Genomic DNA, 17,975 nt, shown 5'->3' on the forward strand with positions numbered 1-17,975 from the left:
TTTGATTATTCAAGCTCTATTTTTCCAAGGTTTAATTGCCTTGGATTTTTATTTTTAGCCTTTCTTATAGCCGCATTCAGAAGATAAGCCTTATAAAGATTTATAATAATTATAGGAGTATTTATTTAAAAGTAAGGGGTATCTTTAGTTAAAAAAGATAAATTTGTCATGAAAATGAATAGGAAAATATTAGCAGGTTTATTAGCAACTTCATCATTTGCCACATTTCCACTACTAGCTGCTAAATGTGGTGCCACACAAGAGTTAAATGAAGTAATTAAAACATTAAACCTAGGTGAAATTAAAGTTTACGAAGATCAAAAAACAGAAGTTCCAACAAAAGAATTCATTCTTAATGCATTAGCAAAAGTTAATGATTCAGAAAAGATGAAAGTTGATGTAACTCAGCTAGAAGTAAAAGAAATTAAAGCTAACCAAGCAATTGTTGAAGCTAAAAAAGATTCAAAAACTTATAAAGGTCAAGTTGTAGTAACTTATACAGTAGTTAAAACTAAGAGAGTTGATTTAGCAACAGTTAAAAAAGAAAATATCACAGGCATTAGTAACTTTACTTCAGATAAAGAAATGGCCAACATTTTAAAAAAGGAACTTAAATTACCTAATTTAAGTGAAAAAGACTTTACAATTTCTTTAGAATCACAAGCAACCAATGATAAAGAAGGTAAATTAGTAATTAAGTCTGCTGCTTTTTCAGAACTTATTTATGGCACTCTAGAATTAGTTATTCCTAAGTTAGCAACAACAGAAAATTCTAATAAAAAACTAGTTGAAGAATATATTGCTAAATTCAAAAAAGAAGCTGAAAAAATGGATGCTAATTTAAAGAACATTGAAAAATGAGAAGCTACAGATGAAAGCAAGAAGGGGGAATTCAATAAAAAAGTAGAAAAAATTAAGGAAATAGCTAACAAGTTAAAAGATAAATATACAAAAACTTATGAAAAACTAGAAAAAGCAATCAAAGATAAAAGTACTATTGATGATAATGCTTTTAATGAGCTAAATGCAGACATTTCTTTAGTTACAGTAACATATAATTCAACTGTTAAACCAAAAGTTAATGGAAAAGAAACCGATTACACTAAAGTAATGGAAGAGCTTAAAAAGCTTGGAAAACCAAAAAACGGAGCTAAAGAGGCTGATATATTAATTGACTTTAGCAATTAAATAAATAAGTAAAAAATATAGAGCAATCTATATTTTTCAAACCCCCATTTTTATATAGTAATTTCCATAAGTATTAATAAAGTGCAACTTTAATATAATATAGGCAGGAGTTATTCTTTAAGAAAAGGATATAAATAATTATGAAAACAAATAGAAAAATATTATTTGGCTTATTAACTGCGTCATCATTTACAGCAGTGCCTTTATTAGCTGCTAAATGTGATGATAAAAATGAAAATGCACAAAAAAATCCACAAGAAAATGGTGATAATACCGAACAACAAGTGCTAAGTGAAGTTATTAAAAACACAAATTTAGGTGAAATAGTGTTACCTAAAGATAAAGAAATTCCTGAAGCAAGCTTAATATTAGAATCTTTAGTAAAATCTAATGCAATTGTTGATGCTTCAGAATTAGAAGTGTCAAATATTCAAAAAACTGGTGCAACAGTAAGCGCTAAAAAAGAAAGCAAGAAATATTCAGGCAGTATAAATGTAACATTTTCAGTTAAAAAAACTGATGAAACAGTTGTCAAAAAAGACTTATCTACTGTCAATAAAGATAATTTTAAGTTTTTAACTAATTTTGTTTTTGGCCCCGAATTACTAGAAGCTTTAAAAGCAGAATTAGAACTCCCAAATTTAAAATTAGATGATTTCGAATTTACTGTGGATAAATTAGCTACTGCTGATAAAGAAGGAAAGTTAGTAATAGAAGCAAAACCAACTTCTAAATTAATATCAGGTACTGTGATATTGGATATTCCACATTTAGTTGTTAAGCCAACTGAAGAAAATCATAATATCGCAGATGCAAAGAAACTACTTGATGAAGCATTAAAAAATCTATCTATTTTAGAAAGTAAAATGGATAGCAATACAAAAAATATTGAAAAATGAGAGGCAAATACATCAGATGGTGGTGTATTTACAGAAGAAGCTAAAAAAATAAAGGAAACTTCATCGCAAGTTAAAGCAAAAATTAAGGAAGCAAAAACAAAGGCAGAGTCGCTCATTAAAGACAAAACAAAGCTAAGTGATGAAGAAATTAAAACTGCAAATAAAATAATTAATGATTTTCTAACTTATTATTTCACTGAAGTTAAATCAAAAGACACAGGTAAAATAATTTATGATGGTGAAAACACCATGAAGGATCTTAAAAAGATCGCCAAATTAAAAAATGGTAACCAAGAAAATGATTCATTAATTGAGTTTTAATATACTGATTACAAATATAGAGAATATAGAGAAGTGCAAAGATTTCTCTATATTTTTTTATATATGAAATGATATGGAAAATATAAACAGCTTTTTTGTAGAAAAGCTACCCCCCCCCTATTTAATTTATACTTTTTCCGGCTTTAGAATTTGATTTTATAAAAGGAGAACTAAAATATGAAAAAAGTAAAACTAATATTAGGTGCTTTACTACCTATTACAACTATTCCATTTATTGCTGCTAGTTGTAATGATATTGAAATGGCAAAATCTGAAGCAAACAAACAAGACAAAAACAACAATAAAATAGATAAAAAAGTAGAAAAAACAGAATCGCACAATCTAAAAAGTAGCGCAAATAATGGATTAGAAGATAAAAAAGAAAACGAAACAACAGAAAAAGATAAGCAAATTATTATTCCAGAGAAAATAGAAACTCCAGAAATTCCAAAAACAAAGCAAGATAAATCAAAAGAAGAAAAAAGCAAAGAAGAAACAAAAAAAGAAGAAAAAAAGAATGAAGAAGAGACAGATGATGACTTTAGCCCATTTAACTTCAATATGTCATCAAAAGCAGATCAAAATCCTGAAAATGAATCAGAAAGTTTAAATGAAGACACATTGACAAGTTATAAATCTAAAATATCTAGTGAGATCAGTGAACTGAATAAAGAAGTGACAAATTACAATGGATTTATCAGTGATGAAATAAAATTACAGTTTGAAGAGTTGAAACAAAAACTTAATAAGTTACTTACAAGTGCAAGTACAAGCGATGATATTGAAAAAATTCTTACACAACTTGATTTTTTCAGCGAACAATTTGAAGGATACAATATAAAAATTGAATCAATGAAAAATAACAAGGAAAATTAACCAATAACCCAATAAAACAGTATTTTTGGATAATTTTTGAAAACAAAATAAAGTGAATGTTTGTTCACTTTTTTGTTTGAATATGAAAAACTAGAAAAAAATTTTTTGCAAAAAGTTTGCAAAATAGTTGCCCCCCCCCTATTCTGTTAAAATTTGCCTGAACATTATAGAAAAAAAATATGAACACGGGAGGAAAAAAATAATATGAAAAAAATTAAATTTTTATTAGGTAGTTCTGCTGCATCATTAGCATCAATTCCTTTTATAGCTGCAAAGTGCGACATTACTGAAGATAGTAAAAAACCAACTGAAACACCAGCTGAAAATCCTGCATTAGCAAAAGTTAAAGAAGCATGAAATAACAATATAAAAGACAAAATAAGCAGTGCAAAAAATTACACAATGATTCTAACTATGTTAAAAGATAGCATTAATGATGCATCACTAAAAGAAACAATTTCACTATTTAATGCTGACGAAGCTAGAAAAAGACCAGTAAAAGAACAAGAAGGTCAAACAATCATGTTCAAAGTTGGCTCAGATAAATTGGATTTGGAATTAGGCAAAGTTGTTGCTGGTATGCAAAAAACAATTTATGTTGATAAAGAAGGAAAACAACAAGAAACTGATGCTCAAGATTTATCAGCAGATGTAAAAACGAAAGATGCAACTAAAATAGTTCAAATTGGATACTATGACGATGGTAAAACAATTAGAGTTGCACAAATGCCTATAACTGTTAAGGAAGTTCCTACTGAGTTACCTAAAGAAATAACTAACTTAAACAAAATGTTTTTAGGAACAAAAGAATTTGACCAAGATATTTTATCATGAGACTTGAGTGGTGTTTACAACACAAGCTTAATGTTCTATAAAGCAGAAAAATTTAACCAAGATATAACAAAGTGAAACACTGAGAACGTAACAAACATGAGAAAAATGTTTTACGAGACAAAAGCATTTGATAAAGATTTATCAAAGTTAAATGTTTCATCAGTTAAAGATGCTGTTGAATTTGCTAAAGCAGCAAAAAAAGAATGAGCTAAAGAAAAACAACCAAAGTTCAATGAAGGAACTTTATTAGAAATAAAAAACGAACAAAAATAAAAAATATGGCCAAAACAACAGGCCACATTTTTTATTTTTTTAATTAAAGTCTTTCTTTATCTAACTTTTCACTATCTCTAAGTTCTCTAATGCTTTTGGCCAATTTGACTGTTTTAAGGCCAAATTTGACTTGTATATGATTATCACCTACAAAATTTATGCCACTTGCGCCTTGTTCAATTAATTTATCTTTATTAACTAAATTTTTATCAACAATATCATATCTAAGCTTAGTTGCACAATTACGATATTTAGAAATATTATCTAGTCCACCTAAAGCTGAAATTATTTGTTTTGGTTGATTATATTGTTCATTATTAGTATCTATCATTTTAGTTTCTTTAGTCATAGTTATACCTCTAACTCTTTACATACACAATTTTATTACATATAAAGCATAACTCCTATTTATGGAAGCAATTCCATAAATTCTGACTCTCTCTCTCTCTCTCTCTCTCTGGTTATTTATAATTCATATAAAATAAAGCCTTTAATTTTTAACAATAACTTACAAATGAAAAATATGAGAAAAACTAAACTTTTATTATTAACCTCACTATCTCCAATTATTTCATTACCATTTGTAGCAGCTAAATGCAATACTGATGCAAAGCCTGAAGATATGAATAAAAACAAGTCTGAAAAAGACAAAATGACCAGTGAACTAAAAAATAGTAATGAATCAACTAATAATGATAAAAACAATAACACTAAGAGTAAAAAAGAAAAAAGTAATACTGAATCTGTAACCAAAACAAGCGAAAAGGACATAAAGAGCGAGAAAATCACTGAAAGTGAAATGTCTGATATGCCTATGAAAAAGGCTATAAAGTCAGAAGCAGATAAAAGACCAGTTAATAATGTTGACGCATCAGGTCATGATATTGGCAGATGATATGACAAAGTTCATGAAGAGGACTTAACAAATTTTAAGAACGAGTTTCAAAAAATCTTAAAAGATATAGAAACACAAATTACTAAAAATGCAAAAGACGAATCGACTCAAAAACAACTTAAAAGTCAGTTTAATTTATTAAAATCAAAACTGGAGAAAAAATTAGATACAGCATCAACTTGAGATCATATTGATGAAATAGTTGACGAAATAGATGCAGTTATACGAAAAGTGTAATCGTTAGCATATTTTTAAATAAATCTATTTAATTTGTATATTAATACACCACACTGGTGTGTTTTTTATTTTTGTGCTTTATAGACAAAAAAATTGAAAATCTACGTATTAATTCATTTCCTGTTTTTTTACACAAAAATATCAAAAGTTGCATTTTTATATTAAAATTAAGTCATAAATTGCATTTTTGCTATTTTGGAGAGTTTATGAGAGTGGTAATTATTGGCGGCGCAGCTAGTGGTATGACTATAGCTAGCAGGATAAGAAAATTAAGCAAAGAAACTGAAGTTATTGTTTTACAAAAAGAAAAATATGTTTCATTAGGTGCTTGTGGCTTACCTTATTTTGTTGCTAATGAAGAGGTAAGTGAAAATGATTTATTGGCTAGAACTATAGATGAATTTAGCGAGCAAAATATTACTATTTATCCAAATAGTACTGTAAATAAGATAGATTCAGAAAATAAAGAAGTTTATTATGTAAGTAATAATAAACAACATAGTCTTAGTTATGATAAATTAGTTATAGCAACTGGCGCTAAGCCTATAGTTCCTTCATTTGCTACTGTTAATAATAAAAATATTTATACTCTTACTAGATTAGATGATGCGGTTAATCTAAAAGACAAGTTAAAAGACAATAATGTTAAAAAAGTAGCTATTATTGGCTCAGGATTTATTGGTTTAGAAGCAGTTGAAATGGTTGCCAAGTACAATAAAACAGTCTTATTGGTCGAAAAGGCTTCTATGTTAGCTTCCAAAGTTTTTGATAATGAAATAAGTGAATTATTAGAGCAAGAATTGCTTAAGAATAATGTAACAATTTACAAAAATTGTGCTTTAACTAACCTAAGTGAGAATGGCAATTCACTAACTCTTAATTTTGACAATAATACGCAATTCGAAGTTAATTTAGTCATATTTGCAATTGGATTTAAGCCAGCAACTGAATTTTTAAATGATTCTGGATTAAAAATGCTTTCCAATGGCGCAATTGTAGTAAATAATCAAGGCAGAACCAATATAGAAAATATTTATGCCTGCGGAGACTGTGCTACTTCATTAAATAAGCTAACTAATGAAAATGGCTATACGCCTTTAGCAACTATTGCTCGTAAGTTTGCTAAAGTAGTTGCTGATGATATTTTAGGAATAAAAAATGAATTTGTTGGCCATATTCAAAGCTCGATAGTTAAATCATTTGATGCCGAATTAGCTTCTTGCGGGCTAAATGAAAATAGTGCTAAAGCTTTAGGTTATGACATTAAAACTGTGTTTATTAAAGACAAAGACCATCCAGGCTACTATCCTAATCCAACACTGTTAGCCTTAAAATTAATTGTTAATAAGCAAACAAATACACTTCTGGGCGCACAAATGTATGGCTCTAATCTTTCAGTTTTAAGAATTAATTTTTTAATTAGTTTAATCTGAAACCAAATTAAATTAGATAAATCACTAGCACAAATTGATTTAGTCTACTCACCGCCTTTTGCAAGAGTGGTTGACATATTCCATATTGCTATAGAGAAGCTTTTAAAGGAGAATAATGAGTAATAATGTTTTATTAGATAGGTTCTTAGCTATAAGTAGCTGACAGGCTGCTTTAGCAGTTATTCTATTTCTTGCTATCCAGATAGGACTATGATTTACATTTAAGCGCTTTAAATTAAAATTTATTTATAGAGTCTTAATTGGACTTGCAATTGGTTTAGCATTTGGAATAGTTGTGCAAGGAATTAACAAATTTCCTGAATTTGGGCTAGTTGATCAGTTTAAGCCAGCAATTAAACATGGCGGGGAATTAATAAAAGAGCAAAATCCAGGTTATCAAAAATGAGCTGAGCAAACTAATATTTGAGTTTCCTTAGCTAAAAATATATTTATCAATGGAATTTTATTGCTTACTGCTCCAGTGGTGTTTATCGCTATTTTTAGGGTAGTTTCGCGTCCTGGTAATAAAAATGTTGGTCGTATCTCGCTTAAAGGTGTTGCTTTATTATTACTTAATACAGCTTTTGCCTTTATAGTAACATTTTGAATAGGCTATGCAATTAAAATTGGCGAAGGCTCAAATTTAAGTCTAGAGAATGTAGCTGATAAAAAATTACCAAAAGAAACACAACCATTACCAGTAATAATTTGAGAATACTTACCAAGCAATATAATTAGCCCATGAGCTGGCACTATGGTTATTTCATTGATAGTCATAGCAGCTTTATTTGGCCATTCAGTGAAAATTTTGTCAAAGAAAAAGCCTGAGCAAATGCAAAAAATTAGAAACTTTATGGATGGTGCTTGAACTATTGTTTCATCTATATTAACTACTTTTATGAAAATTATGCCTCTAGCTGTTATGTCAATGATCGCTTCATCAGTTATAGCTAAACCAATTGGAGCTTTAGCAACAATTGGCAAAGTATTAGGAGTAGGATACTTAGGCTTAACAATTTCATTAGTTTTCTTAACACTATTATTACTAATAAACAGAGTAAATGTAATTGCTTGATGAAGACACTGTGCCAAAATTTTAATTCAAGGTTTTGCAACTCAGTCTTCAAATGCAACACTGCCAATGTCAATGGAAACATTAAAAGAAGATGTAAAGCTTGATGACAGCGTTGTTTCAACAGTTACACCTTTATCAACAACAATGGGCTTAATGGGCTGTGCAGGAGTGCAATCTGGTGTAATAACTAGCTTATTATGAACAGGCACTAATGACATTGCAATTCATTCACAAGGCTTAGTGGTATTTTTCATTTTAGCACTGCTTATCACATTAGTGGCTTCATTAGGTATTAGTGGCATTCCTGGCACTGCGACAGTTTTAACTTCTGGTGTACTTAGTGGATTAGGTCTAGGTGCTTGATTTGGTCCAGTTTATGCAATTGTTGGTTCGCTAGATGGCTTATTCGATATGGGAAGAACTGGAGTCAATGTAACTTCGGGAGCTGTTGTAGCGACTTTAGTTGCTAAAAATGAAGGCTTGGTAAGTTCTGAATCAAACATTCTTTCAGCTAAATTATTAGCAAAGCAAGAGTTAATTAGACAAAAGAAAATAGAAAAAGAAGCAAAAATAGAACTTAAAAAACAAGAAAAGCTAAATAAATTAAAAGCCAAAACGGAAGAATCAAAACCTAAAGAATAATTGCCCAAAAAAGCTATAAAACAGGATTAAAAAAAACAAGTGAGTTATTAAAAACACTTGTTTTTTTATGCCCTTATTCTTAAACAATAGTGTCTTCAGCTTCATCATAATCTGACTTGCTATCAAGTCCCAATTTTGCTTGTTTTTTCTCCACATTTTCATTAATATCAACTTTAGAAATGCCTAGTGACTTAGCTGTTGTATTTATTTTATTTGTAATTTTATTAGCAGTATTAACAACTGAAACAAATTTGTCTCTAGATTTGTCCAAATTGTCTAAGCCATCAATGACTCTTTTATAAAGAGTATTGTAATTTTTTTGCACATCTAGAAATATATTTTTTAGCTTTTCAATATTTTTTTCAACTTGGAAACTGTTATTTTGCAATAAATATGAGTAAATAAAGACCATAATTATTTGTGGACCTTGAATATAAACTTTCAGCTTATCTTGAATTTCAGTCACAAAATTCATATCTTGAATTAAGGTTAAATAAACACTAGCCGAAGGGACATACATTAAGGCAAAAGGAGTTGTTTTTCTATCTGGTTTAATGTATTTTTCATTAATGCTTTGAGCCATTTCTTTAATGGCTTTCTTAAGCTCTTTAAGATGAACTTCTTTTTCTGATGCACTTTTTGAATCTAGATACCTATCTCATTTTTCCTTTGGAAACTTACAGTCAATTGGAATAATTTGTTCAACTTCCTCATTTTCAGACCTTGACTTAATTTTCATTGCAAAGTCGACTGCTTCTTGATTTTTGCCAGGATTAATTTGATATTGTTTAAATCACAATCTATTTTTTTCATTTGGATAGTGCTCTTCCAAGATTTGTTCTAAAGTAAATTCACCAAATTCCCCTGTTTTTTTGTTGTTTGAGAAAGTTCTGTTTAAGTCATCCACACTAGCTTGCATTTGCTCGAACTTGACCATCTCTTTGCCAACTTTATCCATTTGCACTTGAATATTTCCAAATTGTTCTTTAATATGCTTAGTTAATGTATCTTCAAAATGCTTATCGATTTTTTCTTTAATATCATTAAATGATTTAGCATTATTCTCATTTATTTCTTTTAAATTTGAGCTAACTGTTTGATTAAACTTTTTCTCAAAATCATTTAGCCAGTAATTTTGACTAACAAATTTGTTGTTTAACTCTTCAAAAAGTTGCACCTTAAAATCATTGAATTGGATTGCTCTTTCAGAATCTTTTTTATTAATTAATTCAGCTGTGCTTTTTTCATACTGAACTAGTTTATTAACAAAGGCTTGATTATTTAGGGCTAAATCCCTTATTAATTTATTTTCAAAATCATTAATTTTATCAACTAGTGCATCCTTTATTGAGCTAAATTTGTCATTAATATAAAACTTATCATCAGCACTTAACTCATTACTTACATTATTTTTTAAGTTTTTATTTTTAATAATAAACAAGGCTAAAATTGACACAAGTAAAAGCACAATTATGATGCTTAAAGTAAGTAAAATTATGTTTATAGCTTCCATATAACTCCTTTTTATTTTAATTATATATTTTTACTTTTTGCCAAACCAGATTTATCAATAAAACAGCATTAAAAGAGCAAAATAAAAACTCAGCAATTTGAGTTTTTATTTTTAGACTTTTTTATCTTAAGCCTGAGTTTTCTAACTTGTATTGAAATTCAACGAATCTAAATAATTCTTCAATTTTTTCTATCTTTTTCTGCATTTCATCTATTGAATCAGAATCTTTTAGCTTGTTTTCTTCAAATGTTTTGCTAAATTGTTCTTTCTTATATTCATCTTGAATGGCATTAAGAAGAACTTCAATATTATCAGCTACTCTTTTCCAGGCATTAGTTTTGATTCCTCTTTCATATTTATGATATTTAGCATCACCCTTTTCTTTAGATTCTAAATAAGCTTCAATGATGTCATAGTTATAGTAAGCAAAATAAGGAATCTCAATATCAGGATCAATACCATCTTGAGTATAAGGCAAGTCCTCTGGCTTTTCTATTTTTTTATCAACTCATGATATTCAGGCATTATTAGATGAAAATTTAAAACTAGTGCCATCAGGAATAACAAGAGGTAAAATTGATCACATTCCACCGCCAGATTTATTGCCAATTATAGTTGCAAATTTGTTTTCTTTGGCAATATGAATTAATAAATTCGCAGCACTAAATGTATCAACACCAGCTAGAATGTATCATTTATATTCATTAGTATTATCTTTTTCATCATACTTTTTGTCATTATTAATATCAACTCTAAATCTTGAATAATCTAGAATCTTATTAATTTTTTCATAAGTATAAAGCTGCTGGTCTTTGCTTGATAAAAATCCAGCCACTTTTTTCATTGCAACAATTGCTCCACCACCATTAAGTGATAAATCTAAAATAATACGCTTAATAGGAGTATTTTTTTCTGAATGCTCTTTAATCATTTTCATGGCTTTAGACATTAAAATATAACTATCTTTAGTATGAGCATCCGGCTTGTTAATATCTTCATCACTAGCTACATTGAAATTATCAAGGTAGATAATTGCTATATCATTGTGGAAATTAACAAACTTATTCTTATCTTCTTCTAAAATACCAAGGCGAAGCTTGCCTAAGGTATTAAGGTAATAAACAAATTCATTCACTCTTCCACTTAGTGCCTGACCAAAAGGCTCAGCTCTATAGTCTGCTGGATGAAAGTATGAACCTGATTCAATTGAGCTGTGCAATTCATTTAATTCTTTATAATAAAAGTCTGTATAAGCTCTACCATTAACAAGTGCATCTGTGCTTAGCATTCTTTCTTTCAAAGTCATCTTAGCTTCATTTGGATCAATTATTCCTGTGCCTTTTATGACTGTTTTAGAGAAGTATTCGTCAAAATCCTTAGCATTCTTTTTTTCTAAAAATTTCTCTTTTATGCCGTAAAAATTATCAAATAAGAATCTAAGGAAGTTGTAAGTATTAATTCTTTCTTTAACTGTTTGCTTAGTGTTGTTACGGCTATTAGTCATAATTTTGTTGTACTCTTTAGGATCTGAGTCTTTATTAACAGTAACAGTAGTACCTATAAATTTATCGTTGTTAAAGTAAATGTTATAGTAGCTTTGTGAGCCATAAAGCAGGTTAAAAAGGGAAAAAGGCATAAAGATATTGCCATCTACTTCCTTAATACTCATGCCATATTTGCCTAAGTCAAGAGTGCTAAATTCTTCATTATCTAATCTAGTTACTTTTTGCTCTAATTCTTTTATGTTTCTAGAATAATCAGTAGTTGAAGAACCACGCACTAGGAAAAAAGCCCCTGTTGTGTTCATCTTAATTACGTTTGATTTAGTATCATATATAGCTTTATTAGAGCCTCTAGATCATTCAAAGACACCATCAGACATTTTGTTAATTTTTAATTCAGAAGTATTAAAAATTCCATTTAGCTTTGTCAAAAATTCATTGACATTGACATAAAGATCTTCTGATTCTTTATGTCTATATGTTTTTATTTGTTGATCTTTATTTTTATATTCATCAGAAAGATTAGTAAATGAATATGATTTATCAAACTTTAAGTCATCAGCAACTTTATTAGTTACTGAGTGTCTGCTAAATGAGCTACTATCACATGAAGCTGAAATAGCTATTGGCAAAAATGAGAAAGCAGGAACAATGAATTTAAGAAGTTTTATTTTGTTGGTTTTATTTGAACTATATCTTCTCATTTATTCATACCATTTCCATTTGCTTTTAGTTTTTCGATCAATTTTTTCTTGGCTTCTTCACTTTTTACAAAGATTTTTTCTAATGAAGGGAATAATTCTTTGTTTATAACTACTTTATCAAACTCAGTTTTAGATGTAATATTCTTAAATTCCTCATCATCTTCAAAAGTTATCTCTTTTAAAATTCCATTTCTTAAAAGCATAGATTTTAATGTTTTAGGTAAAGTAAGGTTGTCAATTTTAGTTCCCTTAAACCCGTCAAATTTCTCTAATGCTTTAGGAAGTTTTAGTGTAGTAATTTTTGTATTGTTAAAGCCATTTAGCGTTTTGAGCTTGTCATTAAATTCTACTGCTTCAACACTTGAATTATCAAAAACTTCAGATTCAATCACTTCTAGATTTTTGCCAAACTTAACCTTTTTTATATTTCTTGTTTTAGCAAAAGCACCAGATAAAATGTATTTATATTGATCAGGAATAACTAATTCACCCTCTTTGGATACACTTCTAGCCAATTCTTTAGATTTTTCAATTGTAATAGCTTCCTTGTTGATTTTGTCTAAAATATCAGCTATAGATTTTCTTATTTCTGCTTCTTTCTTTTTGTATTCTTTGCCTACATTCTTTTTAGCAACTTCAAACAATTTTTTAATTTCAGTTACTTTGTCATCAAAAAGATTACTTGTATTAAATTCTCTTTCAAATTTGCTGATAATGCTAGATTCTCTTAATAGATACGCTGCCCAAAGTTCTTCATCACTTTTCTTCTCTAGTTTTTGTGCTTCGTCAATTGCTTTTTGATATTCAGAAGTTCACTCAAGCAGATTTTTGAAATAGTGCGGATCACCTTCTTTATTTGATTCAGCCTTAGCAATTGAATTATCTAATACTTCAATTGCACTTGGTTTAGTTAATTTTGCTTTAGCTTCTTTAGTGGTTTTTAGTGCTTTATCAAAATCTTTTTTAGCAAGTTTTTGCTTTTCTTCTCTTGAAAGTGCATAGTAACTATCAATTTCCTTGATTCCAGCCTTTAATTTTGTAATAGCATCCTTAACTTCCTCAGCTGTTTTTGCATTATTGTGAGCATTCACAGCAGCTTGAATTACTTTGGCAGATTGTTCAAAAGCATAATCAGTATAGTCGCCAAGATAATGATTACGTTTGCTTGAAGCTTTAGTTATTTCATCTTGAAGCTCATCTTTTAGTTTTTGAAGTTCTGCTGCAACTGAATCGATATTTTGAGTACCAGGATTATTAGAATCTTTTTGGGCTTTATCCTTATTATCACAAGCAGCTGCTATTGCAGGAAAAGTTAATATTGGCAAAAGCACTAATCCAAACTTTTTCATATACTATTTATCTCCTTTATTAATTAACATTAGTTTTATCAACCAATTTAATTAATTGGTTAAAATCATCTTCTTTCATATCATTCCATCATTTGCTCTTAACTAGATATTTACTATAAACTTCGATTTCTTCTAAAGCGCCTCAGTGCGATTTGCTTATATCAGTAAATCTAATAAACTTTGGCAAGATTAACTTTTTAATCTTGCTTTCGTGAAAGCCTTCAAATGATTCTATGTTTTCAGGTAGTTTGATATCTTTAATTAGTGTTTCATTAAACCCACCTACTTTAATTACCTTTTCAGGAATTATCAATTCGCTAATGTTAGTTGAGTTAAAGCCATTTATTTCAACTAAGTTTTCAGGTAACTTAATTTTAGTAATATGTGGATTGTAGTTAAACGCACTATTTGTAATAACTTCTAGTGATTCAGGCAAAATAACTTCTTTAATTCCAGACTCTTTGCCTGAAAAGCCACCAAGCACTTTTAAATGACTAGGCAACTTAATTTCTTTTAATCTGTTATTCGAAAAAGTGCCATCATGAATTATTTTTAGTGTTTCAGGTAGAGTAATTACTTCAACATTAACTAGGTTTTCAAAACCAGCTAATTCAGTTAGTCCTTTATTCAATCTAATTCTATTTAATTCAGAGTTTCTAAATGATTCTTTATGAATAACTTTAAGCGATTTTGGTGTTTTTAATTTAGTAATTAATGTACTTGCAAAACCGCCCAAAGTCTCTAATTTACTAGGCAATTTGACTTCTTTAAGCTCTGTTCCATCCAAAGTATTTTGATGAATCACTTTAAGTTGCTCAGGAAGTAAAATATTTTTAATTTTAGTGCCAGCAAAACCGCCAAAAGAGTGAAGATTCTTAGGTAAATCAAGAGTAGAAACAGCACTATAATCTAATGTTTCAGCTCATATATCTTTAAGTGATTCAGGAAGAGTAATTTCTTTTATATTTCAGTTTTTAAAACCACCAAAAGAAATTAATTTTTCAGGCAATATTAATTTATTTTCTTTAGCCTGTGGCACTCTTAAATCTAAAGTATTAGGTTCAATGTGTAATAAGTTTTTAGGCAAGTTAATTTCAGAAATAGCTGTTTCAGCAAAGCCACCAAATGAAACTAAAGAATCAGGCAATGTAAGACTATCTATTAAGGTTTTATCAAAGGCATTTTTTGAAATGGATTCAAGCTTTTGAGGCAGCTTTAGCACTAAAATGCTAGTGTTTTCAAAACCACCTAATTTTTTAAGTGATTCAGGTAAGTCAATTCTTTTAATACCTCTTGATTCAGCAAAAGCATTAGGTTTTATTTCAATTAGTCCATCATTGAGTGTCAAGCTATTAATATTAGATTTTTTAAAACCACCGAGCACTTTTAGTGAATTAGGAAACTTTAATTCAGTTAGATTAAAGTTTAAAAAACTTTCATCTAAAATTTCTTCTAATTGCTCATTAAATTCAATTTCTTCTAAATTATGTAGAGTATTAAATCCACCTAAAACTTTTAAGTTTTTATTAAATTTGAGTTTGGTTATAGGAGTTTCATCAAATGAATTTTCATGTATCTTAGTTAAAGTTTCAGGGAAACTTAACTCTCTAATGCTTGTGGCTTTAAATCCACCTAATTCAGTTAGCTTGTCTGGTAATTTTACAGTTGCAATCTTAGTATTATCAAATGAACCTTTTAAAATTTTGCTAACACTTTGCGGAATTTCTATATTTTTAATAAATGTATTAGCAAAGCCACCTAAAACCTGTAGATTCTTAGGTAAAGTTATGCTGTCTAAATTAGTGTTATCAAAAGCACCTTGATCTATTATAGTAACAGCATCATGAAGTTCCACTTTTTCCAAATTGTAAAAAGTACTAAAAGCATTTTTGCCAATTTTAGTAAATTCAGCAGGAATTTTTACTTCTTTTGAATTTCTGTCAAATTTTGCTAAAGCTTTTTTAGCTGTAAGAACAGAAGAGTCCTTTTCTTCCGGATCTTCCTGTTCTACAGTACTATTAGTATCTTCAACATATTCTTTTAACTCTTGCTCAGCCTTATTTTCGATTTGTTTAACTTGCTCAGTCACTTTATTTAGCACTCTTAAAGCTTGTCTGTCGCTTCAAAAATTTGAAAGCTTATTTTCATAGTTTTTAATAAGCTCTAATGATTCATCTTCTACCGATTCAAGCTTTAATCTATGAAGATCATAAAGTACTTTAGTGCTAGGCTCATAATTGCCACATTTTGCAGAAATTAAAGGAGCTGCAATAAATAAAGGAGCAATAAAAAGATGTCTTCTTAAATATTTTTTTGCTTTCATTTAGTTCCTCTAAAGGGCTTTGAATTTATTTAACTTTTTTCTCAATTGCTAGTGTTCCTGAAATTAATTTTGACGAAGCGCTTGCTTTAATTGTTACTTTTTTATAAATGTCTTGGACAAGGCCATTTGCAGATGTTGTGCCATCTTTTTCAGCTTCAATTTTTTCAATGTCATCCTTAGTTATTTTTTCTAGTTCTTTAACCTTTTTTAGTAGCTTAACAGCTGATAGACTAGCAAAATTACCATCTTCAAATTCTTCTAGGAATTCTTTTACAAAACTTTCATCAAGTTTAAGTTTGCTTAAATCAACTTTTCCATTTTGGACAGCATTGCCTGGGTTTTTGCTAAGTGTGAATTTACCTTCAAGCCTTTTTGAATCTTTTGAAGCTGTTATAGTTATTGTGCCGTTGTTTTTATCAATCTCTAAATCAAAATCAGTTTCTTCTAAACCATTTTTAAATAAGCTGTTTAAAGTGAATCAAACACTAGTTTTACTTGAATCATTCTCTTCATCATTTTGTTCATTTAATGATTCAAGAAGACTCATTTTTGTTTTTTCATCAAGATTATAGGTTGATAGATTAATCTTTATTGAAGCACTATTTTTTTCAATAGAAACTGTGCCCATGATTAGATCAGAAGTTTCAGAAGCGCTTATAACTAGTTTCCCTGTGCCGAATTCAACTTTTACATCATCAGTTTTAAGTGTTACTAATCCAGGTATCTTTTTTAGAATATTTACAACATTAGATGTATTTGGCTTGTCTTTGGCTTCTGATTGAAGTTCCTTTTTAATATCTTCAGTCATAATCGCATTCAGCATTACCTTAAATACAAAGTTTAATGTGCCAGTAAACTTAGCTGATGTACTTTTAGCAGCAATGGTTAGCTTGTTACTTTCTTTTTTAATTTCAACATCCTTAGCATCTAAATCTTTTAATTCAGGAAGTTTTTTTAGAACATTAACAATGTCTTCAGGCTTAAAATCTTTTTTTGACAACTCAGTTTGTAATTTTTCTTTTATTTCTTTTGTTAAAGTAATATTATCTAATTCAGTTTTATTTGAAATGCTTAATTCACCCTTAATAACTTTTGAACCTGCAGTTGCTTTTACAGTTAAAGTACTATCTTTAAACAAAACTTCAAAGTCACTTTCAGTTAATTTAGCAAAATTATCATCTTTTTTAAGAGCAGCAAGAACCTTAGTTTTGTCAGGCTTTTCTTTAGCTTCAGCTTTTAAAAGTTTTTTTGTTTCACCATTTAGTTGAACTTTAGATAAATCAATAACTGCATCTGGTGTTTGTTTTTGAGCGCTATATTCATATGTTCCTGAAACTAATTTTGATTCTTTATTAGCTTCAATAGTTAATTTATTGTCTTTAAATTCAACTTTTGCTAAGTCAGATTCAGTTAGGTTTTCTAAGCCTTTTTCTGTTTTAAGAACAGTAACAACTTGTGCTTTTGTCACACCATCTTTAGCCAATTTATTTAGCTCTTCTTTGGTTTTCTCACCTAACTTACCAAGTTCAACTTTTACAACTTGGTTTTCAGTGGTTTCACCAGGATTACCTGGATTAATTGGAGTTTTGTTATCTTTTTCACTTGTATCATCACATTTAGCAGCAATAAATGGAATTGCACTAAAAACTGATAGTGATCCAAATGATAGTAACAATTTATTTCTTTTCATAATGTATCCTCAATAATTTGTTAAATATTAGGATAAAAAAATATCCTTCGACAAGAGGGATATTAAAAATAAAGATCGAGATACGCACGAATTACCGTGATCAACTCATAGGTATAATCTCAGCCTTTTACAGCACCCTTGTCAACTAAAATTATATATTATGTAATAGTTATAATATTTTGTGCAAATATTTATGAAAACAGAGCATCATTACTTTTCAT

The 17,975-nt window shown here is 28.9% G+C and carries 13 protein-coding genes; 7 read left to right on the forward strand and 6 right to left on the reverse strand.

The genetic code is table 4. The features are described from left to right. Window positions 1-168: 168 nt before the first annotated feature. The 4 genes from MAGA_RS01290 (at window position 169) to MAGA_RS01305 (ending at window position 4,391) form a co-directional block, all read left to right on the forward strand. On the forward strand, window positions 169-1,188 hold the full coding sequence (locus tag MAGA_RS01290) for a variable surface lipoprotein (protein WP_013021889.1): 1,020 nt from the start codon (window positions 169-171) through the stop codon (window positions 1,186-1,188). Window positions 1,189-1,328: 140 nt separating this feature from the next. Next, window positions 1,329-2,408 (forward strand): variable surface lipoprotein, encoded by a 1,080-nt coding sequence (locus tag MAGA_RS01295; protein ID WP_013021890.1) that lies wholly within the window; start codon window positions 1,329-1,331, stop codon window positions 2,406-2,408. Between the two features lie 177 nt (window positions 2,409-2,585). Then, the gene (locus MAGA_RS01300; protein ID WP_013021891.1) at window positions 2,586-3,284 is read left to right on the forward strand and encodes a variable surface lipoprotein; all 699 of its coding nucleotides are present in this window, start codon (window positions 2,586-2,588) and stop codon (window positions 3,282-3,284) included. A gap of 204 nt (window positions 3,285-3,488) precedes the next feature. Next, window positions 3,489-4,391, forward strand: a complete 903-nt coding sequence (locus MAGA_RS01305; RefSeq protein WP_013021892.1) for a BspA family leucine-rich repeat surface protein — start codon at window positions 3,489-3,491, stop codon at window positions 4,389-4,391. Window positions 4,392-4,434: 43 nt separating this feature from the next. Here the strand turns inward: MAGA_RS01305 and MAGA_RS01310 are convergent, their stop codons facing one another. Further along, window positions 4,435-4,740, reverse strand: a complete 306-nt coding sequence (locus MAGA_RS01310) for a PTS transporter subunit EIIB (protein ID WP_013021893.1) — start codon at window positions 4,738-4,740, stop codon at window positions 4,435-4,437. Window positions 4,741-4,905: 165 nt separating this feature from the next. Here MAGA_RS01310 and MAGA_RS01315 point away from each other — a divergent pair, with 165 nt between their 5' ends. From MAGA_RS01315 to MAGA_RS01325, 3 genes are all read left to right on the forward strand, one after another. Beyond that, complete coding sequence (locus tag MAGA_RS01315) at window positions 4,906-5,523, forward strand: variable surface lipoprotein (protein ID WP_226876321.1); 618 nt, start codon at window positions 4,906-4,908, stop codon at window positions 5,521-5,523. A 206-nt stretch (window positions 5,524-5,729) separates the two neighbouring features. Continuing rightward, window positions 5,730-7,079, forward strand: coding sequence for an FAD-dependent oxidoreductase (locus tag MAGA_RS01320; RefSeq protein ID WP_013021895.1), 1,350 nt, complete (start codon window positions 5,730-5,732; stop codon window positions 7,077-7,079). Then, window positions 7,072-8,673 carry a dicarboxylate/amino acid:cation symporter gene (locus MAGA_RS01325; RefSeq protein ID WP_013021896.1) on the forward strand — a complete coding sequence of 534 codons (1,602 nt, stop codon included), beginning with the start codon at window positions 7,072-7,074 and terminating at the stop codon, window positions 8,671-8,673. The genes MAGA_RS01320 and MAGA_RS01325 overlap by 8 nt, the downstream gene beginning before the upstream one ends. Window positions 8,674-8,752: 79 nt before the next feature. Here MAGA_RS01325 and MAGA_RS01330 read toward each other — a convergent pair whose 3' ends face one another. The 5 genes from MAGA_RS01330 to MAGA_RS01350 all read right to left on the reverse strand — a co-directional run bounded on the left by MAGA_RS01330 (window position 8,753) and on the right by MAGA_RS01350 (window position 17,754). Further along, complete coding sequence (locus MAGA_RS01330) at window positions 8,753-10,186, reverse strand: DNA recombination protein RmuC (protein ID WP_013021897.1); 1,434 nt, start codon at window positions 10,184-10,186, stop codon at window positions 8,753-8,755. Window positions 10,187-10,307: 121 nt separating this feature from the next. Next, window positions 10,308-12,392 carry a S41 family peptidase gene (locus tag MAGA_RS01335; RefSeq protein WP_013021898.1) on the reverse strand — a complete coding sequence of 695 codons (2,085 nt, stop codon included), beginning with the start codon at window positions 12,390-12,392 and terminating at the stop codon, window positions 10,308-10,310. Beyond that, window positions 12,356-13,741, reverse strand: coding sequence for a leucine-rich repeat domain-containing protein (locus MAGA_RS01340; protein WP_013021899.1), 1,386 nt, complete (start codon window positions 13,739-13,741; stop codon window positions 12,356-12,358). The genes MAGA_RS01335 and MAGA_RS01340 overlap by 37 nt, the downstream gene beginning before the upstream one ends. Before the next feature lie 19 nt (window positions 13,742-13,760). Continuing rightward, entirely contained in the window at window positions 13,761-16,064 is a 2,304-nt protein-coding gene (locus tag MAGA_RS01345) for a leucine-rich repeat domain-containing protein (protein WP_013021900.1), read from the reverse strand. A gap of 25 nt (window positions 16,065-16,089) precedes the next feature. After that, window positions 16,090-17,754, reverse strand: a complete 1,665-nt coding sequence (locus MAGA_RS01350; protein WP_013021901.1) for a variable surface lipoprotein — start codon at window positions 17,752-17,754, stop codon at window positions 16,090-16,092. Between the last annotated feature and the right edge of the window lie 221 nt (window positions 17,755-17,975).

It is taken from the genome of Mycoplasmopsis agalactiae (genome assembly GCF_000089865.1).
Lineage (GTDB): Bacteria > Bacillota_I > Bacilli_A > Mycoplasmatales > Metamycoplasmataceae > Mycoplasmopsis > Mycoplasmopsis agalactiae_B.